The organism is Croceitalea sp. MTPC6 (assembly GCF_036985525.1).
Lineage (GTDB): Bacteria > Bacteroidota > Bacteroidia > Flavobacteriales > Flavobacteriaceae > Croceitalea.
In genome coordinates, this window is sequence record NZ_BTGR01000001.1 from 749,783 (window position 1) to 768,257 (window position 18,475).

Annotated in this window: 18 protein-coding genes and 1 other RNA gene; 13 read left to right on the top strand and 6 right to left on the bottom strand. The window is 35.3% G+C overall.

From position 1 onward, the window contains the following. The 6 genes from AACP56_RS03500 to AACP56_RS03525 all read left to right on the top strand — a co-directional run bounded on the left by AACP56_RS03500 (position 1) and on the right by AACP56_RS03525 (position 7,551). Positions 1–1,194: an aspartate aminotransferase family protein gene (locus AACP56_RS03500; protein ID WP_339333378.1), complete on the top strand. Its 1,194-nt coding sequence runs from the start codon at positions 1–3 to the stop codon at positions 1,192–1,194. Between the two features lie 86 nt (positions 1,195–1,280). Continuing rightward, positions 1,281–2,681 carry a tetratricopeptide repeat protein gene (locus tag AACP56_RS03505; RefSeq protein ID WP_339333376.1) on the top strand — a complete coding sequence of 467 codons (1,401 nt, stop codon included), beginning with the start codon at positions 1,281–1,283 and terminating at the stop codon, positions 2,679–2,681. Positions 2,682–2,691: 10 nt separating this feature from the next. Beyond that, positions 2,692–3,609, top strand: a complete 918-nt coding sequence (locus AACP56_RS03510) for a DUF368 domain-containing protein (RefSeq protein ID WP_339333374.1) — start codon at positions 2,692–2,694, stop codon at positions 3,607–3,609. Between the two features lie 15 nt (positions 3,610–3,624). Beyond that, a complete protein-coding gene (locus AACP56_RS03515) occupies positions 3,625–4,662 on the top strand; it encodes a DUF368 domain-containing protein (protein ID WP_339333372.1) in 1,038 nt (345 codons plus the stop codon). After that, a complete protein-coding gene (locus AACP56_RS03520) occupies positions 4,616–5,365 on the top strand; it encodes a shikimate dehydrogenase family protein (RefSeq protein WP_339333370.1) in 750 nt (249 codons plus the stop codon). Before AACP56_RS03515 ends, AACP56_RS03520 begins: the two co-directional genes overlap by 47 nt. Positions 5,366–5,502: 137 nt before the next feature. Continuing rightward, positions 5,503–7,551: a DUF349 domain-containing protein gene (locus tag AACP56_RS03525; protein WP_339333367.1), complete on the top strand. Its 2,049-nt coding sequence runs from the start codon at positions 5,503–5,505 to the stop codon at positions 7,549–7,551. Between the two features lie 72 nt (positions 7,552–7,623). On the opposite strand, the gene rny is transcribed toward AACP56_RS03525, so the two are convergent. The 4 genes from rny to AACP56_RS03545 all read right to left on the bottom strand — a co-directional run bounded on the left by rny (position 7,624) and on the right by AACP56_RS03545 (position 10,010). Then, positions 7,624–9,195: a ribonuclease Y gene (gene rny, locus AACP56_RS03530; RefSeq protein WP_339333365.1), complete on the bottom strand. Its 1,572-nt coding sequence runs from the start codon at positions 9,193–9,195 to the stop codon at positions 7,624–7,626. Positions 9,196–9,245: 50 nt separating this feature from the next. Continuing rightward, positions 9,246–9,355: non-coding RNA, 6S RNA (gene ssrS / locus AACP56_RS03535), on the bottom strand. 53 nt (positions 9,356–9,408) lie between these two features. Beyond that, positions 9,409–9,705, bottom strand: a complete 297-nt coding sequence (locus tag AACP56_RS03540) for a cell division protein ZapA (RefSeq protein WP_339333363.1) — start codon at positions 9,703–9,705, stop codon at positions 9,409–9,411. Positions 9,706–9,719: 14 nt separating this feature from the next. After that, positions 9,720–10,010: a hypothetical protein gene (locus tag AACP56_RS03545; RefSeq protein ID WP_339333361.1), complete on the bottom strand. Its 291-nt coding sequence runs from the start codon at positions 10,008–10,010 to the stop codon at positions 9,720–9,722. 168 nt (positions 10,011–10,178) lie between these two features. Between AACP56_RS03545 and AACP56_RS03550 the strand changes: the two genes are divergently transcribed. From AACP56_RS03550 to AACP56_RS03560, 3 genes are all read left to right on the top strand, one after another. Further along, a complete protein-coding gene (locus tag AACP56_RS03550) occupies positions 10,179–11,870 on the top strand; it encodes a M23 family metallopeptidase (RefSeq protein ID WP_339333359.1) in 1,692 nt (563 codons plus the stop codon). After that, positions 11,851–14,340, top strand: a complete 2,490-nt coding sequence (locus AACP56_RS03555; protein ID WP_445227694.1) for a TonB-dependent receptor — start codon at positions 11,851–11,853, stop codon at positions 14,338–14,340. Before AACP56_RS03550 ends, AACP56_RS03555 begins: the two co-directional genes overlap by 20 nt. Before the next feature lie 136 nt (positions 14,341–14,476). After that, the gene (locus AACP56_RS03560; RefSeq protein ID WP_445227691.1) at positions 14,477–15,001 is read left to right on the top strand and encodes a hypothetical protein; all 525 of its coding nucleotides are present in this window, start codon (positions 14,477–14,479) and stop codon (positions 14,999–15,001) included. Here the strand turns inward: AACP56_RS03560 and AACP56_RS03565 are convergent. Continuing rightward, on the bottom strand, positions 14,998–16,146 hold the full coding sequence (locus AACP56_RS03565; protein ID WP_339333355.1) for a cysteine desulfurase family protein: 1,149 nt from the start codon (positions 16,144–16,146) through the stop codon (positions 14,998–15,000). The genes AACP56_RS03560 and AACP56_RS03565 overlap by 4 nt on opposite strands. A gap of 119 nt (positions 16,147–16,265) precedes the next feature. Here AACP56_RS03565 and AACP56_RS03570 point away from each other — a divergent pair, with 119 nt between their 5' ends. Next, positions 16,266–16,778, top strand: coding sequence for a hypothetical protein (locus tag AACP56_RS03570; RefSeq protein ID WP_339333353.1), 513 nt, complete (start codon positions 16,266–16,268; stop codon positions 16,776–16,778). Here AACP56_RS03570 and AACP56_RS03575 read toward each other — a convergent pair. Further along, complete coding sequence (locus AACP56_RS03575) at positions 16,775–17,317, bottom strand: Smr/MutS family protein (protein ID WP_339333351.1); 543 nt, start codon at positions 17,315–17,317, stop codon at positions 16,775–16,777. The two genes, AACP56_RS03570 and AACP56_RS03575, sit on opposite strands and share 4 nt — an antisense overlap. A 129-nt stretch (positions 17,318–17,446) precedes the next feature. On the opposite strand from AACP56_RS03575, the gene AACP56_RS03580 reads away from it, so the two are divergent. The 3 genes from AACP56_RS03580 (at position 17,447) to AACP56_RS03590 (ending at position 18,449) form a co-directional block, all read left to right on the top strand. After that, the gene (locus AACP56_RS03580) at positions 17,447–17,719 is read left to right on the top strand and encodes a DUF2752 domain-containing protein (protein WP_339339835.1); all 273 of its coding nucleotides are present in this window, start codon (positions 17,447–17,449) and stop codon (positions 17,717–17,719) included. An 11-nt stretch (positions 17,720–17,730) separates the two neighbouring features. Continuing rightward, positions 17,731–18,063, top strand: a complete 333-nt coding sequence (locus tag AACP56_RS03585; protein WP_339333347.1) for a CCC motif membrane protein — start codon at positions 17,731–17,733, stop codon at positions 18,061–18,063. A gap of 77 nt (positions 18,064–18,140) precedes the next feature. Next, complete coding sequence (locus AACP56_RS03590) at positions 18,141–18,449, top strand: CCC motif membrane protein (protein ID WP_339333344.1); 309 nt, start codon at positions 18,141–18,143, stop codon at positions 18,447–18,449. Positions 18,450–18,475 lie beyond the last annotated feature (26 nt).

Here is an 18,475-nt window from a genome sequence, read left to right on the forward strand (position 1 = left end):
ATGAAGAATGATTTCTTCAAATATCAAGCACAAACAACTCCACATCCATTAGCCTTGGAAATCTCCCATGCCAAGGGAAGTTATATTTATGATGTTGAAGGAAATGCCCATCTAGACTTTGTTGCTGGGGTTTCTGCATGTAGCTTGGGACATTGCCATTCAAAAGTAGTGCAAGCTATAAAGAAGCAAACAGATAGTTATATGCATGTAATGGTGTATGGGGAATATGTTCAAGAACCAGCCGTTTCTTACACCAAATTATTAGCTTCTTACCTACCCGAAAATTTAGAGACCACCTACTTGGTCAATTCCGGCACCGAAGCTATAGAGGGCTCACTAAAACTAGCGAGAAGATTTACTGGTCGTTCTCAACTTATAGCCGCAAAAAATGCCTATCACGGCAATACTATGGGCAGTTTAAGTGTAACTGGCTATGAAGAACGGAAAAGAGCGTTTAGACCTTTAATTCCAGATGTAAAATTCATTGAATTCAATGACGAGGCAGATATCACAAAGATTACAGAAAAAACTGCAGCGGTAATTTTGGAAACTATCCAGGGTGGTGCAGGTTTTATACTTCCAAAAAGCGACTATCTAAAAAAGATTAGAAATAGATGTGATGAAGTAGGAGCCTTACTTATTTTAGATGAAATTCAGCCCGGCTTTGGAAGAACGGGAAAGCTATTTGCTTTTGAACATTTTGGTATAAGTCCAGACATTTTGGTTGTGGGAAAAGGTATGGCTTCTGGTCTACCTGTTGGAGCATTTATAGCTTCCCAAAAGATAATGGCATCCCTACAAGGTAATCCTAAATTAGGGCATATTACCACTTTTGGCGGCAACCCTGTCATTGCAGCAGCAAGTTTGGCAACCCTAAAGGAAATTACTGGTAGTCAGATAATTAAAGACACGTTACAAAAAGAAAAGTTGTTTCGCTCTCTTTTGGTACATCCTTTGATTAAAGAAATTAGAGGAAAAGGACTAATGCTGGCCTTGTTGTTTAAAACATCTGAAATTGTTAACTATTTGGTGTTGTCGGCAGCAAAGAAAAGGCTTATTTTGTTCTGGTTATTATTTGAGCCAAAAGCGGTTCGAATATCACCTCCTCTGACCATTTCTGAAGAAGAAATTAAGAAAGGTTGCACTCAAATTATTGATTTGTTGAATGATTATAAATCAGACACTGTTAACTAATTTGTTGATAACAAACCCAAATCTTGGATGAAGAACTAGTCATTAAAAGGCTAATTTTAAGTCCATAGTTAAACAAAAGCGTTCCTATGGCGTTAGAACCTAACGAGAAACCTGACAATTCCATACATAAGTTCGAGTCAATGCTCAAGACAGATGATGTCTATTTCTTTGATGCAGAAGACTTTGAGGAAATCATACATCATTATTTAAATGCCGGTAAAGTTTCATTGGGCAAAAAAGCAATACAAATTGGATTGCAGCAACATCCTAATTCAATGGAAATAAAGCTTTTACGTGTTGAAGTATTGGTTTTTGAAGACCAATTTGAAACGGCGGAAAACATTCTTGACGAACTGCAAACGATTGACTCCAACAATGAGGAAATCTTTATTCAACGTGCAAACATTTTATCCAAGCAGGACGACCACCAAGGAGCGGTAAATATGCTTTTAGAAGCCTTGCAGATATCGGATAATAGCTTTGATATTTATTCATTATTGGGCATGGAGTACCTGTTTATGGATGATTTTGAAAGTGCTAAAAAGAATTTTATCAGATGTGTTGAGGTAGACGATGCAGATTATTCATCACTTTATAACGTAGTATACTGTTTTGAGTTCTTAGAGGATTATGATGGTGGTATCAAATACCTGAATGAATATTTGGAACGCAATCCCTATTCTGAAGTAGCTTGGCATCAACTGGGTAAAATGTACGTTTCAAAGGGAATGGATAAAGAAGCATTGGCGGCTTTTGACTTTGCAATTATTTCAGACGATTCTTTCTTAGGGGCATATTTTGAAAAAGGAAAAGTTCTTGAAAAACTTGGAAAGTACAACGAAGCTATTGAAAGCTACGAAACCACTTTGAATATTGACGACCCTACTTCACACGCCTATCTAAGGATTGGCAAATGCCATGAAAAGTTGGGGAATGATGACTTGGCCAAATACTATTATTACAATACAGTGCACGAAGACCCACTATTAGATAAGGGTTGGTTGGCAATTACGGAATTCTACCTTAGAAGGGAAGAATACCCAAAAGCATTAAAATACATCAATAAAGCCATTAATATTGATGGTGATAATCCTATGTATTGGCAAAGGAGTGCGCAAATTTATACTGCTTTACAAAATTTTGACGAAGCAGATTTTGCTTTTAAACAAGCGGTTGACTTGGGTAATTATGAACTTAAAACCTGGTTGGATTGGGCAGAGGTTTTATCCAAAATGACCGATTATAATTCGGCTGTCCAAGTACTATTACAAGGAATTGAGTTCTACCCAGAAAGTGCCGAACTTAATTTTCAACTAGCTGGGATGTACTTGAATTTGCAAGAAAAAGAAAAAGCTAAAGAAAACTTTATAACAGCTCTGCAATTGGATACAAAAAAGATTGACCTATTTGAAGAGCAGTTTCCAGAATTTGCCAAACTCCCTTGGATAAAGGACACATTTAAAATCCATAAAAAGGCTTCTACCTAAAAAGAATACGATGAGCGCAAGAAAAATGGTGGATTACCTTGTAATCACCTTAAAAGGTATGGCCATGGGTGCCGCAGATGTAGTACCAGGTGTTTCAGGAGGGACCATTGCATTTATATCTGGAATTTATGAGGAGCTGATTAGTTCTATAAATGCCATTAATTTTAACCTATTTACCGTACTCAGAAAAGAAGGTATAAAACCTTTTTGGAAAAAACTAAATGGCAACTTTTTAACAGCCTTATTTCTGGGGATTTTTATAAGCCTATTTTCTTTAGCAAAATTTTTAAGTTGGTTGCTAGAAAACAAACCTATTCTGCTGTGGTCTTTTTTCTTTGGATTGGTTTTGGCGAGTATTTTTTTAGTTGGCAAAGAAATTAAGAAATGGGATTTTGCAAAGGTTTTATTTTTATTGATTGGATCGGCAATAGCCTATTTTATTACCACTTTACCGCCCAATGAAAACGTAGACAGCCTTCCATATCTTTTTCTTTCGGGTGCATTGGCGGTATGTGCCATGATTTTACCTGGTATTTCCGGTGCCTTTATCCTTGTGCTATTAGGATCGTATAAAACAATACTTGATGCGGTCCATGAGCGAGACATAAAAGTGGTAGCTACTGTTGCCCTAGGGGCAGTTTTTGGCTTATTGAGCTTTGCGCGAATACTAAAATGGATGTTCAAAAATTATCGCAGCACTACTTTGGCGTTGTTGACCGGTTTTATTTTGGGCTCTTTAAACAAAATATGGCCTTGGAAAAAAGTATTGGCAACGAAAGCTTTTGGTGAAAAGATAGTTGTTATTGATGAAAAAAATGTGTTGCCCAATGCCTTTGAAGGTGATTCACAATTAATACTTGCCATAGGTTTAGCAATCATAGGTTTTTCCCTTATTTTTATCCTTGAAAGGATAGCTTCCAAAAAATAGGGACCTAACTAAAACATGCATCAGAAACGAACACTGCTCGATAATATTTTCTTGGTCATAAAAGGTCTTTTTATGGGCGCCGCAAATAAAGTACCTGGTGTCTCTGGTGGTATTGTGGCTTTTGTTGGTGGTTTTTATGAAGAATTCATCTACTCCTTGCAAAAAATTAATGCAAAAGCATTCAGATTGCTGTTAAATGGGAGATTCAAGAGCTTCTACAGGTACACAAACGGGTCCTTTCTTGTTCTTCTCATATTGGGAATGCTTATCAGCTATTTTAGTGTTGCCCGACTTTTGGATTATTTTTTAGAAAAAAAGGAACTCTTCGTATGGGCTGCTTTTTTTGGTATGGTGCTAGGTTCTATCTATTACATTTCAAAAGATTATGAACATTGGAACCGTAAAACAATTTCAGCAGGAATTATAGGTTTGCTGGTTGGAATCTCCATTAGTTTTTTAAGCCCCGCAAAAGAAAATGATAATCTTATTTTTATCTTTTTTTGTGGTATTATTAGTGTCTCTGGGATGACTTTACCTGGACTATCCGGCTCTTTTATTTTAATTCTTTTGGGAAATTATGTATTGCTACTGGTAGATTCTGTGAATGCCCTGTACGTTACATTTTCAGAAATTTTTAGAGGTGATTTTAGTTTTGTTCATCACAAAGAGAGGATGGAAACCTTGTCCATACTCGGTGTTTTTACTTTAGGTTCAGCAACCGGATTGGTTACTTTGTCCCACTTATTGGGATATGTGCTAAAACGGTACAAAGAAATCACAACAGCCGTAATTATTGGTTTTATCACTGGGTCGCTTGGGGTAATATGGCCATGGAAAAAAAGTGTGTTTAAAAAAGATGCATTGGGTCAGATTATGTATGATTCCAACGGTGATGAAATTATACTAAACTATCAGCGCTATTTACCAGATGTCTTTAAAATGGAAACTTGGGGAGCAGTTTTCTTTATAATATTTGGCATCTTTGTTCTATTGAGTTTAGATTGGTATGGAAAAAACAGAAAGGAAAGAAAAAAGGTACGGGCTAATAGGTAAGGATATTTCTTATTCGTTTTCTAGAGGGTATTTTTCTGAAAAATTTACCAAATCAAATTTGTTAGACCACAGCTATGAAAACTTTGATTTAGCAAATATCTCAGAATTTAAGGATATAGTTAATCAAAACCATTTATCTGGCTTAAATGTAACCATCCCTTACAAAGAATTGATTATTCCATTTTTGGACGAATTGGACACAACTGCTGAAAGAATAGGAGCAGTTAACACCATTCGTTTTAAAAATGATAAACTTATGGGGTACAATACAGATGCTTATGGATTTAAGGAATCGCTATCCGTTCACTTAAAAGGGCATCATAAGAATGCACTAATACTAGGTACAGGGGGGGCTTCAAAAGCAATTGCCCATGTGTTTGACGAATTGGATATTCCTTTTCAATTTGTATCCAGAAATCCAAAAAAACAACAATTACGCTATCAAGAACTCAATAAAAAAATCATTGAAGACCATCAGATTATAGTGAATTGTAGCCCAGTGGGAACGTATCCTAATATTCATCAAAAGCCTGAGATTCCTTATAAATACCTAACAAAAAACCATTTGCTTTTCGATTTGATATATAATCCTTCAAAAACTGTTTTTTTAAAGGAGGGAGATGCAAAAGGGGCAATCATTCAAAATGGATTACCAATGTTGGAGTTTCAGGCAGAAAAATCTTGGGAAATCTGGAATTCTTGAAATTTCTAATCAAAATCAATCCAGCTTTCGGTTTAGAAACCTGTAAAGAAGTAATGCGTATTTTTGCCATTGCTGGGTATAGTTAGTAACTTACCAATTAATGCCATCAATCCAAAAAACCAATAAATAACATCGTGATGGACGAGAACGAAAAGAAACCGCCAGAGACTTCTGGAGGGGAGGAGAACATTTCAGAAAAATCAGTGCCTGAAACGCAGGAAGAGAATGTAGTGGAACAAACTGCCGAAGACAGCGTTTCTACAGAAGAAGTTGAAACTGTATCAGAAACTGATGAACCAAATCCTGGGAATAAAAAAACAGAACAATCCAGTGACGAAGATGTTCAAGAAGAGATAGATCAAGAGAACGCAGAAGACGCTGAAGATAAGGAAAATGAAAAACGACATCATATTCCTATGCCGGACTATCATGCCATGAGCATGGAAAATTTAGTGGGTGAGCTACAGCGATTGGTGAAAAACGAAAAAGTACAAGCGATCAACAAACATGTTAGTGGGATTAAACATGAGTTTGATTTAAAATTCCAAGAATTTTTAGAGCACAAAAAAGAGGAATTTGTTGCTGGTGGTGGTAACGAAATAGATTTCAGATACAATTCGGTCACTAAAAGACAATTTAACGAGGTTTACGGCGAATACCGCGAGAAACGAAATCAATACTATAAAAATCTAGAGCAAAATCTAAAACAAAATCTTGAAAGTCGCTTAAAAATTATTGAAGAGCTTAAGGGGTTGGTCAATGTTGAAGAGGACATTAATACGACCTATAAAAATTTTAAAGATATTCAAGAAAGATGGCGAAATTCTGGACCTATACCAAGAAACAACTACAACGATGTATGGCGCACCTACCACCATCATATTGAAATATTTTATGATTTTCTGCATCTGAATAGGGAACTTAGGGACCTTGATTTTAAACATAATCTAGAGGAAAAAGAAAAGTTAGTCCTAAAGGCAGAAGCATTGGCCAACGAGCCTGATTTGAACAAAGCGTTTAGGGAACTACAGACCTTACACAAAATCTGGAAAGAGGATATCGGACCAGTTTCCAAGGAAAAACGTGAAGAAATATGGGGAAGGTTTAGTAATGCCACCAAGACTATGCATGCCCGTAGGCAAGAACATTATGCCCAATTAGATGCATCTTATGAAAAGAATTTAGAGAAAAAGAATGAGCTTATAGCAGCAATTACCACAATTGGTGAAAAAACTGCGGATAACCATCGTGAGCTACAACAGCAGATAAAAGAAATCGAAGCACTACGGGATGCTTTTTTCAAAGCTGGGAAAGTCCCACAAAAAGTAAATGAGCAGACTTGGTCTAGATTTAAGGATGCAGTACGAACATTTAACCGAAAGAAAAACAGTTTTTACAAAAACCTTAAAAAAGAACAACACGAGAACCTAGAGAAAAAAAGAGCATTGCTTGAATTAGCCTTATCATTAAAAGATAGTGAAGACCAAGAAATGGCTACTCCAGAAATGAAGCGTATACAAAGCGAGTGGAAAAAAATTGGTCATGTTCCTCGAAAATATTCTGATAAAATTTGGAACGAGTTCAAAGACGCTTGCAATCATTATTTTAACAAATTACATGCAGAAAAAAATGCCTCACAAAAAGAGGAGTTTGACAATTTTAAGCAAAAAAGTGCTTGCTTAGAGCGTTTAAAGGCTTTCCAATTGAGTGGGGATAGAAAAAAAGATCTTCCAAAAATTAAAGAATTTATAGCCGAATGGAAGTCATACGGTCGTATTCCCTACAACAAAAAACACATCAACGGTAAGTTCAACAAAATTATAGATGCACTCTTTAAAAAGTTGGATATCTCCCGCCAAGAGGCTGAATTATTAAAATATGGAGATAAGATTAAGCAGTTGGCCAATTCGGATAATGATAGGGCAATCAGCAACGAAAGGGTATTTATCCGTAGAAAGATAGATGAGAGCAAAAACGAATTGCGCCAGCTAGAAAACAACCTTCAATTTTTCTCCAATGCCTCGGAAGATAGTCCTGTGGTACAAAATGTTATTAAAGACATTAATCGCCATAAAGAGGCTTTGGAAACTTGGAAGAACAAGCTGAAGAATCTTAATATTATGGAAAACAAGATAAATAAAGAGATCGAAGCTACTGATGCGGAAAAAAGTAATGAAGAAGAATAGGTAATCTATTTCTTACAGCAAAAAAGATGTTCTATTCGAACAGCTTTTTTGCTTTTTGTACTATGGTTTTATTTACTTCGCCACATTAACAGACCTTGTTTCCCTTATTACAGTTACTTTAACTTGGCCAGGATAGGTCATGTCCGTTTGTATTTTTTGTGAAATCTCAAAAGAAAGTTCAGCAGCCTTATCATCATTTACTTTTTCGCTCTCCACAATTACTCGAAGTTCACGTCCAGCTTGTATCGCATACGCTTTCTGCACACCCGTGAACCCAAAAGCAACATCTTCCAAATCTTTTAGTCGTTGGATGTAGGAATCCAATACTTGACGCCTTGCCCCTGGTCGTGCTCCACTTATTGCATCACAAACTTGAACTATTGGTGAAATCAAGGTTGTCATCTCAATTTCATCATGGTGAGCTCCAATTGCATTACAAACTTCTTTCTTCTCCCCAAACTTTTCTGCCCACTGCATTCCTAGGATAGCATGTGGAGTTTCTACTTCTACCTCAGTATTTGGTACTTTTCCAATATCATGAAGTAATCCGGCACGCTTTGCAATTTTTGGATTTAGACCAAGTTCTGCTGCCATTACACCACAAAGTTTAGCTACTTCACGTGAGTGTTGTAATAGGTTTTGACCATAAGAGGAGCGATACTTCATCCGACCCACTGCCTTAATCAATTCTGGGTGTAGACCATGGATTCCTAAGTCTATAACAGTACGTTTACCAATTTCAACGATTTCCTCATTAATTTGCTTCTCGGTCTTTTTTACAATCTCTTCGATACGAGCAGGGTGAATACGACCATCTGTTACTAAACGATGTAAAGAAAGCCTCGCAATCTCTCTACGGACAGAGTCAAAACAGGAAAGTATAATAGCCTCTGGTGTATCATCTACTATAATTTCTACACCTGTTGCTGCTTCTATGGCTCTAATGTTACGCCCTTCTCTTCCTATAATTCGTCCCTTCACATCATCAGATTCCAAATTGAATACAGAAACACAATTTTCAACTGCCTCCTCAGTACCTATACGTTGGATTGTATTAATTACAATTTTTCTGGCTTCTTGTTGCGCGGTTAATTTGGCCTCTTCTAATGTAGTTTGTAGATACGCCATGGCATCTGTCTTTGCAGTCTCCTTGAGCGATTCCAATAATTGGCTTTTGGCCTCTTCGGCAGAAAGTCCCGAAATCACCTCTAATTGTTGGACTTGACTTTTATGAAGCTTCTCAACCTCTGCTTGCTTCTTCTCAAAAATACTTTGCTTATGTTCTGTATCTTTTATCTTGGCTTCGAGCTGTTCGTTCAAACGCTTCCCTTTTGCAAGTTCACTGCTGATTTGAGATTCTTTATCTCGGGTACGTTTTTCAGCCTCTGCAATTTTTTTATCCTTGTTAATTATGACCTTTTCGTGCTCAGCTTTAAGTTCCAAGAACTTTTCTTTTGCTTGAAAAATCTTATCCTTTTTTATATTTTCTCCTTCCTTTTTTGCCTCTTTTAAAATGGTTGAAGCTTCTCTTTTAGCACTTGATAAAGTCTTACTTGCTTTACCTTTCTCAAGTACTTTAGCGATTATAAATCCGACAAGTATGCCGACTATCGCCGCAATTATTATGATTGTTGTATTATCCATATGGTAACGTTTGGTTATAAAAAAAGCCCACATTGGCCGAAGTTTTGTACAAACTCCTAAAAACAGGTTTAGGGCTAACAAGCTGCTCAATAATCCCTATACGAGTAGGGCCCGCTTTTACAACTTAAACTCACCCTTTTTAAACTTAATAATGTTGAGTTTGTCAAAAAATAATTACCAATGTGGGCAGTAACAATATTTATTTTAAAGAACTTATTCTGAAACTAGTTTAGCTTTTATTAACTCATCAAGCACTTTTATGCGCTCGGTCGCAGCTTTCACATTTTCAGATTCATTTATTCCGCTTTGCTCAATTTTGGAGGCGAATTGTAACGCGCACATGGCCAAAACATCTTGTTTGTCACGTACTGCATAGTTCTGCTCAAATTTTTTGGCCAATTGATCAATATTTTTGGCCGCTTTTCGCAAACCTTCTTCTTGCTTTGGGTCAATCGTTAATGGATATACCCTGTCTGCAATTGAAAGCTTGATTTTGAGCTTTTCCTCCATATTTTACTGTAACGCTACTCCGCAAGATGGGCAATACAAAGGTCCAATTCGCGAATTAGTGTGTTTATTTTGAGCTTAGCTTCTGTTTTATCTGTTTTACTACCCAACATCGAATTCGCTAGTTTGAGAGAGTTATATTTCTCTTCCCAATCTACTATGGAATTTTGGACTGTATGTTTTTCTTCCTTTATACTGGATAATTCTTCTTTTAACTTTGAATTTGCCAGTTGTAGCACTTCTAATTTATGAAGGAGCTTACTTACTTTATTTTCTAAGGAATCAACAATTTCAACCAATTCACCCATATACAAATAACGATGCCTATCTAACAAAGTTAACCAACGTAAACCAACCAGACAACAGTTTTATCATTTAATATCTGGGCTTAACTTTAAAACCCTGTTCATTTATATTCCTGTTTTTTTCATCTGCCAGTTAATGGTTACTTTAGCATACAAATCTTTACTTTTACTATGCGCACGCTTGTTACTAGTGTATTTCTTTTCAGTATTTCCATCTTAATTTGTCAAGAAAAATATCCAAAAGACAGCTTTCGTTCTCCGCTCGATATTCCTTTGATCCTATCTGGCACATTTGGGGAACTGCGGTCAAATCATTTCCATTCAGGAATAGATATTAAAACTCAGAAGAGGCAAGGCTTGCCTATTTATGCCATACAAGATGGGACCGTTACTCGCATAAAAGTTTCTTTGTGGGGATATGGTAAAGCATTGTACATAGCCCATCCAAATGGATTTACTTCTGTTTACGCGCATCTTAAAAAGTTTAGTCCGGAAATAGAGGAGTACATCAAGAAAGAGCAATATCGGAAAAAAACTTATGAGGTAGAAGTGTTTCCCGATTATGGGGAGCTCGAAGTAAAAAAAGAAGAGATTATTGCCTATTCAGGTAATACTGGGGGTTCCAGCGGACCCCATTTGCATTTTGAAATTAGGAGCAGCGTCACAGAAAAACCAACCAATCCTTTACTTTACGGATATGAGGTTAGAGACGCTACAAACCCGACACTAGTGGGTCTTTTTGGATATCCACTATCTGAAGGTGCCCAAATAAATAAAAGTGCAAAAAAAACACAGCTAAACTTTACGCAACAAAAAGATGGTTCCTTTTTAGCTGACAAAGTAACAGCATTCGGTACTATTGGCTTTGGATTTAATGGTTTTGATCGGCAGGACCTTGCCGCTAATAAAAATGGAGTCTATTCCGTAAAACAAACGGTAAATGGCAAAGTATATTCAGAATACGATTTTGAAACCTTTTCTTTTGGTGAAACTAGATACATAAACACCCTAATAGATTATGCCCATTTTGGCAAATACAGGCAACGTATCCAGAAGTGCTTCAAAGATGAATCCAACAAATTAAACATATACAACTCTTTGCATTTAGATGGTAAAATTCCAGTAGTTGAAGGACTAAGTTATAACGTGGAGCTTTTGATTTCTGACATAAAAGGAAATGACATTAAAGTGGTAATTCCTGTTGAGGGTAAAAAAACCGAACTAAAGATTGAAAAAGAAAATGCAAAGACCGATTATTTTATAAAGGCAAACAAACCAAATAGTTTTGACTTGGATGCTGCTAAAGTTTACTTTCCCCAAAGTACATTCTATACAGACTTTTATATCGATTTAAAAAAAGGCACGGATACGGTTACCATACATAATGAAACCATAGCTGCGCATCGTAATTTTACACTAACTTTTGATGTCTCCAAATATTCTAAACCAGAGCAAAAGCAATTGTTTATAGCAAGGCTGGATAAAAAAATGGAACCAAGACATTATAAAACGTACAAAAGAAACAATACGTTCTCTGCACGCAGCAAAACGTTCGGTACTTATACCCTATCTAAGGATACTATTGCCCCAACTGTGAAGCCAAGAAACTTTAAAGAAAAACAGTGGTTGAGCAACTATCGGTATCTCAGCTTAAGTATTTCAGATGACTTAAGTGGTATAAAAACCTATGATGCTACTTTAAATGGTGAATGGATTTTAATGGAGTACGAACCTAAAACAAAAACTATCACCTATAATTTTGATGATAAAATAGCTGGAAAGACACAATGTGATTTAAAAGTTGTTGTGACCGATAATGTAGGTAATTCAACTACCTTTGAACATACTTTTTTCAGAAAATAATGTTTTGAGCCTAGCAAAATCGCTATTTTTTGCATTTCTATTCATATTCTCAGCTGCTGTTTCCCAAACAGCAACTATTTCGGGGATTGTCCTTGATGAAAACAGCAATCCAATTACAGGCGTAAACATAACCTCAATAAATGCTGGCACTACTACTGATACAAACGGTGCTTATATTTTACAAATAGTTGCAGACCAAGAGAACACTATAACCTTCTCCCACATTGGTCATAAAAATATTATTCTTCAAAAGATAATATTGACCACCAACGAAACTTTTGAATTTAACCCAATAATGAAGACAGGCACTATACAGATGGCTGAAATTATTGTCTCACCTTCAGGTAGAAAAAATGTTGAGGGTATTGTAACGGTATCTCCGGAGCTAGTGAGAAAAATACCTGGGGTTAATACAGGGGTAGAAAATGTATTAAAGTTACTGCCCGGAGTAAGTTTTAACAATGAACTTAGTACCCAGTATAATGTTAGGGGTGGCAGTTTTGATGAAAATTTGGTCTACGTAAATGGGATTGAGGTTTACCGCCCTTTCTTAATCCGCTCCGCGCAACAAGAAGGCCTAAGCTTTATAAATAGTGATCTTGTTGAAGATTTAAAGTTTTCAGCTGGTGGTTTCCAAGCTAAATATGGTGATAAACTGTCTTCTGTTTTAGATATCACTTATAAGGTTCCTACTACTTTTTCACTTCAAGTAGCAGGTAGTCTTCTAGGCGCAAACGTTTCTTTAGAAACAATTTCAAAAGACAAAAATTTTACCAGTTTAACTGGGGCACGCTTTAGAGACAATAGTTTATTTATTAACAGTCAACAAACTCAAACCAATGTAAACCCCACCTTTATAGATGTACAGACATACCTCAATTATAGATTTTCAGAGAAATTTAAACTAAACTTTTTAGGTAATTTGGGAGTAAATAACTACGAGAACAAACCTTTAAACAGACAGACAAATTTTGGTACAATTGCAGAACCAAGAGCTTTATTGGTATTTTATGAAGGCCAAGAAAATAGTCGTTATCAAACCGAATTTGGTGCTTTAAAAGCGAATTATTTAGTAAACGATAAAACAAAACTTGAGTTTACAACTTCCATCTACCATACTTTAGAAGAAGAATTTTCAGATATTATAGCCAGATATGAGCTTGGTAATGTAGATACTAATTTAGGGGGTGAAAACATAGGGGAAGCAACAAACTCAAGAGGTATAGGTGCACAACAGAATAGGGCAAGAAATCAACTTGACGCTTTAATTTTAAATATTGCCCATAGAGGACGAGTCAAAAAAAGTAATGTTTCGTTAGAATGGGGACTGAAATTTACGCATGAGGATTTTAGAGATCAATTACGAGAATCAGAATTTATAGATTCAGCAGGTTTTTTTATTCGCCCATCGGAACCTCCAGTAATAAACAACCAGCCTGAAGAGCCTTTTGAAGGAGATATTATTTCTTTTGAAAGTGCTAGAGCTACAAATTTTGTTAAAACAAATAGACTGTCTGGGTTCTTTCAATACAGTGGTCAAGGAAAATGGAAAGGGAATGACATTTATTATAATGTTGGAGTAAGGGCTCAGCAATACACTATAAAACCTGACAATTCCCCAAAAAGCAATCAGTTTATTTTTAGTCCTCGTGCCCAGTTTGCAATCAAACCTAACTGGAAAAAAGATATGCTGTTTAGATTAGCACTGGGCAATTACCAACAACCCCCGTTCTATAGGGAGTTAAGAGATATTAATGGGCAAGTAAATTCTAATGTTAAAGCTCAAAAATCCATTCATTATGTGTTTGGACATGAATATAGTTTCAATATATCCAATCGACCATTTACTTTAATTAGCGAGGTATATTATAAAAATTTGACCGATGTTAACACATTTACTATTGAAGATGTAAGATTGCGTTACAGCGCCAATAATAATGCAGAAGCCTTCGCCTATGGTTTTGATTTTCGTTTAAATGGAGCATTTGTGCCAGGCGCAGAGTCATGGTTAAGTTTGGGTTATTTACGTACGGAAGAAAATATTGATAATCGTGGTTACATTTCTAGACCAACCGATCAGCGTTTTAAGTTTGGTTTGTTGTTTCAAGATTACATGCCTACTATACCAAACCTTAAATTATACCTGAATTTGGTCTATAATACGGGTGTGCCCGGTGGGTCTCCAAATAATGCTGACCCTTATAATTTTCAGAATAGATTAAGAGATTATAGAAGGGCAGATTTAGGAATTTCATATATTTTTGTGGATAATACAAATACCCATCCAGAAGGGCATTGGTTGCATAAGTTCAAAGAATTAAGCATGGGGTTTGAGATATTTAATCTATTCAATAATCAAAATTCCATCACCAATACATGGGTAAGGGACGCGGACACCCAACAGCAGTTTGCCGTGCCAAATTTTTTGACCTCACGTATTTTGAATCTTAAATTCAATATGCGTTTTTAAAATAGTTATGAAAAAAACTTTCTTTTTTTTATCGATTATACTGTGGGTGCAAAGCTATTCACAAAAGAATATTTACGAGAACAGTAGGTTTGACGAGTTAAGCCAAGACCACGAAGTTTTAGCAATAGTACCGTTTTTGGCAAAGTTAGAACTGGAACAAAAACTTTCTAAAGAGGAGAAAATTAAATTAGCGGAAAGAGAAGGATATGCTGTACAAGATGCATTTGAAACCTATTTTTCCAGGAGAAAAAAACGCAAAAAATTTAATGTTGAGTTTCAAAATATAAAAAACACCAACGCTATTCTAGCACAAAATAATATTACTTATGAGAATATTGATATTTACACAGTAAAACAGTTATCGGATATTTTAGGGGTTGATGGTGTAATTAGTGGAAATCTGGATTTGAACATATTACTTTCTAAAGGAGTACCAACAGAATTTAATTTTTTAGATTATTTCAGTGGTGATGCTAATTATGGGCGTATTGGAGTTAAAATAAGTGATGGTTCCACTGGGAAATTATTATGGAAGTATGAAAAAGAAATCACTAAAAAAACCGGAAAAAATACTACTGAACTTATTGACCGAATGATGAAATTAGCTTCTCGAAAATTTCCATACGATAAAGAAAAAAAGCGAAAAAAACGTAAAAATTAACTAGCGGAAAACTCTTTTAATACGTCTATCGTATAATCTAGCTCCTCTTTAGTGTTATACTTTGAAAACGAAAACCTTAACGAAGGTTTATCCAAGTCATCATCTGAAAGAATTTGAGTGAGCACGTGTGAACCTTTTGTACTTCCAGACTGACATGCACTCCCCTTTGAACATGCAATACCTTTAAGGTCCAAATGAAAAAGCAACATCATTGCTTTTTCATTGTCAAAAGGCAAGCAAACATTAACTAGGGTATAAGTACTATCATCCATACTGCCGGATAGTCCGTTGAATTTTGCGTTAGGTATTTCCTGTTTGATTCTCTTGATGAAATATTGTTTTAAACCACTAACATATTTCTTTTCTGCGTCTAGGTTATCATACGCAGCAATAAACGCTTGTTCTAAACCAATAATGTTATGAAAAGGTTCGGTACCCGCCCTAAAACCACGTTCTTGCGCTCCCCCAAAAATAAGCGGTCTAAGCCCAGAATTCTTTCTGATAAAAGCAAAACCAATTCCTTTTGGCCCATGGAATTTATGTGCTGCTGCAGTCAAGAAATCAACTTGTGTGTTTTGGAGATTCCATTCAAAATGACCTACAGATTGCACTGTGTCTGAATGGAATAATGCATTGTTTTCTTTACAGAGTTTTGCTACGTTATCAATATCCAACAAATTGCCTATTTCATTGTTAACATGCATTAAACTCACTAGTTTTTTAGAATCATCTTTTTTAAGCAGTTGCTCTAAATGGTCAGTTTTAATATTTCCATCAGAATCCAAATCCACAAACAACAATGCAATTCCATTATCTTTTTCAAGCTCCTCAGCAGTATATAAAACGGCATGATGTTCAATTCTGGAAGTAATAATGGTCTTGACCCCTAAATCACGTACTGCACACCTTAAAATCATGTTATCAGCCTCTGTTCCGCCCGAGGTAAAAATAATCTCTGAAGGATGAGCATTTAAATATTTTGCAATGGTCTTCCTTGCTTTTTCAATACCAGTCTTGGCAGATCTTCCAAAACTATGTGTTGAAGATGGATTACCATAAAAACAGCACAATGCATCTTGCATCTTTGAGATTACTTCTTCCCTTACCTGCGTTGTTGCCGCATTATCTAAATATACTTTTTCCATAAGAGGATTCTAGTGATGCACAAAAATAGTTAACTATATTAACTAATTCAAATAGTTAATTAAATTAAAAACATCGGTAAACATATATTATTAAAATTGAATTCGATTAAATTTGAACAATGAAAAGAAATATTTTTTTAATCTTCTCCATTGTTTTCTTGGCTTGCAGCGATGGTGACCTACAAATTGAAACTTTGGATTTTGATAGTGTAAACGTACAAAATTGCGGCACCTTGAACTCAAGCACAGAAATTTTCTTTAAAATAAATGGCGATGAAGCGCTCATTTTAGATTTACCAAGTGGTGATTTAAATAATGGAAATTCGGTAACAGATACTACCACAACTGAAAGCACAATACCTAGTCAATCGCAACTAACCTATCGCATTTTTTCTGATAATGTATCAAGCAGTTATTTCTGTGACGACATTCCTCCTTCTACTCCTACAGTAATTGAAGAAATTGATGCTCAAGAAGGCTTGGTTATTATCAAATCAATTGCAAATTCTGATTCCACTGCTATAAATCACATTATTGAATTAAGTGGTATTACGTTAATAAACAGTAATGGAGAACGTATTACCGATCTTTCTATAAACGAATTTGGGGAGTTAAATATCCCTTCCAACTAAAGAGTTTGATAAATATAGACCTCAGTAGCACCTAATCCATATTTTTTGTATTCTGCATCGTAATATTTTACAGTTTCATACCTATTAAAAAGGTATATAAGTTCCTCTTTTAAAACACCTTCCCCTACCCCATGGATAAACACCACTTTTTGAATACGTTTTCGCATGGCAAATTCTAATTGTCGCTTTGCGGTTTCCAGTTGTAGATTAAGCATATCATAATTACTCATTCCTTTTATGGAATTCGTTAATTGATTAATATGGAGATCCACTTCCATTTTTGGAGCATTGCGATTTTTTGGTTTTATAACTGCTTTTTTATTCTTATTTGGAACATCTTTTTTGTTTTTGATTTGAGCAACCTCAAAGTTTGTGACTTCTATTTCCCCTCCAATCAGCAATAACTCTGATGGCTGAAACTCCATTTCAAAACCATGATCAGTTTGTATTTTGATAAGTGGTGAAGTAACTTTTATGACTTTACCTTTTATTGCTTCATCTAAAACTTCGATTCTATCTCCAATTTTAAAAGTATTCATAATCGATTTTTGAAAAAATAAGTAGTATGGGCAATTCCATTTTCAAAAATAATAGTATTTTGAGCTCTAATAGCCATAATTTGGATGACCAATCAAATAGCCATATACTTTTTAGCAGCTAAAGACTACATGTTACCCTGCTTAAACAAACAGTTATTTGGCATAGATTGTCCCGGATGTGGGCTCCAAAGATCAGTTTTATTGCTTTTTAAGGGAGAATTTGTAGCTGCATTTCAAATGTATCCAGCTATATATACTTTATTTTTATTGCTCATTTTTTTGGGTAGTAATCTTATATTTAAATTCAAAAATGCATTCCCTATAAAAGTTGGACTTCTTATAGCTAACGTAGTAATCATTGTCATTAGTTATATATTAAAAATGAATAACCTTTTAAACTAAATATTTTAATTATGGAACAACAAAAATTACCAAACTCAACGTTAATACTCGTATTTGGTATAATATCAATAGTTACATGTTGCTGCTACGGTATCATAGGCTTAATTTTTGGTATAATCGCAATAGTTTTGGCTGGTAAAGCAACGACGCTATACAAAGAAAGTCCAGAGCTTTATACTGGATTCAGTAATGTTAAAACTGGTCGAATACTCGCAATTATTGGTATTGTGCTGAATATTTTATTCATAATTTACATCATATGGATTTATAGCACTTTTGGTTGGGAGACAATGCAGGACCCAGATGCTTTAAGAGAAGCAATGGAAGAATTGTTTGGACAATAAACTTTGTAATTTTACTAGGGTTACAGGCTCAAATAAAAATTGGGCCTGTTTTTTTATAATTTTTTAATATTTATGATATGAATCAACAACCTTTGCCAGGTGCAAGTACTGTAATGACCTTGGGCATTATCTCTATTGTAGGGTCGCTCGTTTGTTGTGGTCCCTTTGCTGCTATTTTTAGTATCATAGGGCTTTCAAAAGCAAAAACAGCTGAAAGAATATATAATGAAAATCCTGACCAGTACACAGACTACAGCAATGTAAAAACAGGTAGGATATTATCCTACATAGGTTTGGCTCTTTCGCTGATTTCCTTAGTTCTAATCATTATTTACTTTGGAGTTATAATAGCAATGGTATCATCAGGAGAGTTTAATAATTATTAATGTAGTATTAAACAATAAAAAAGACG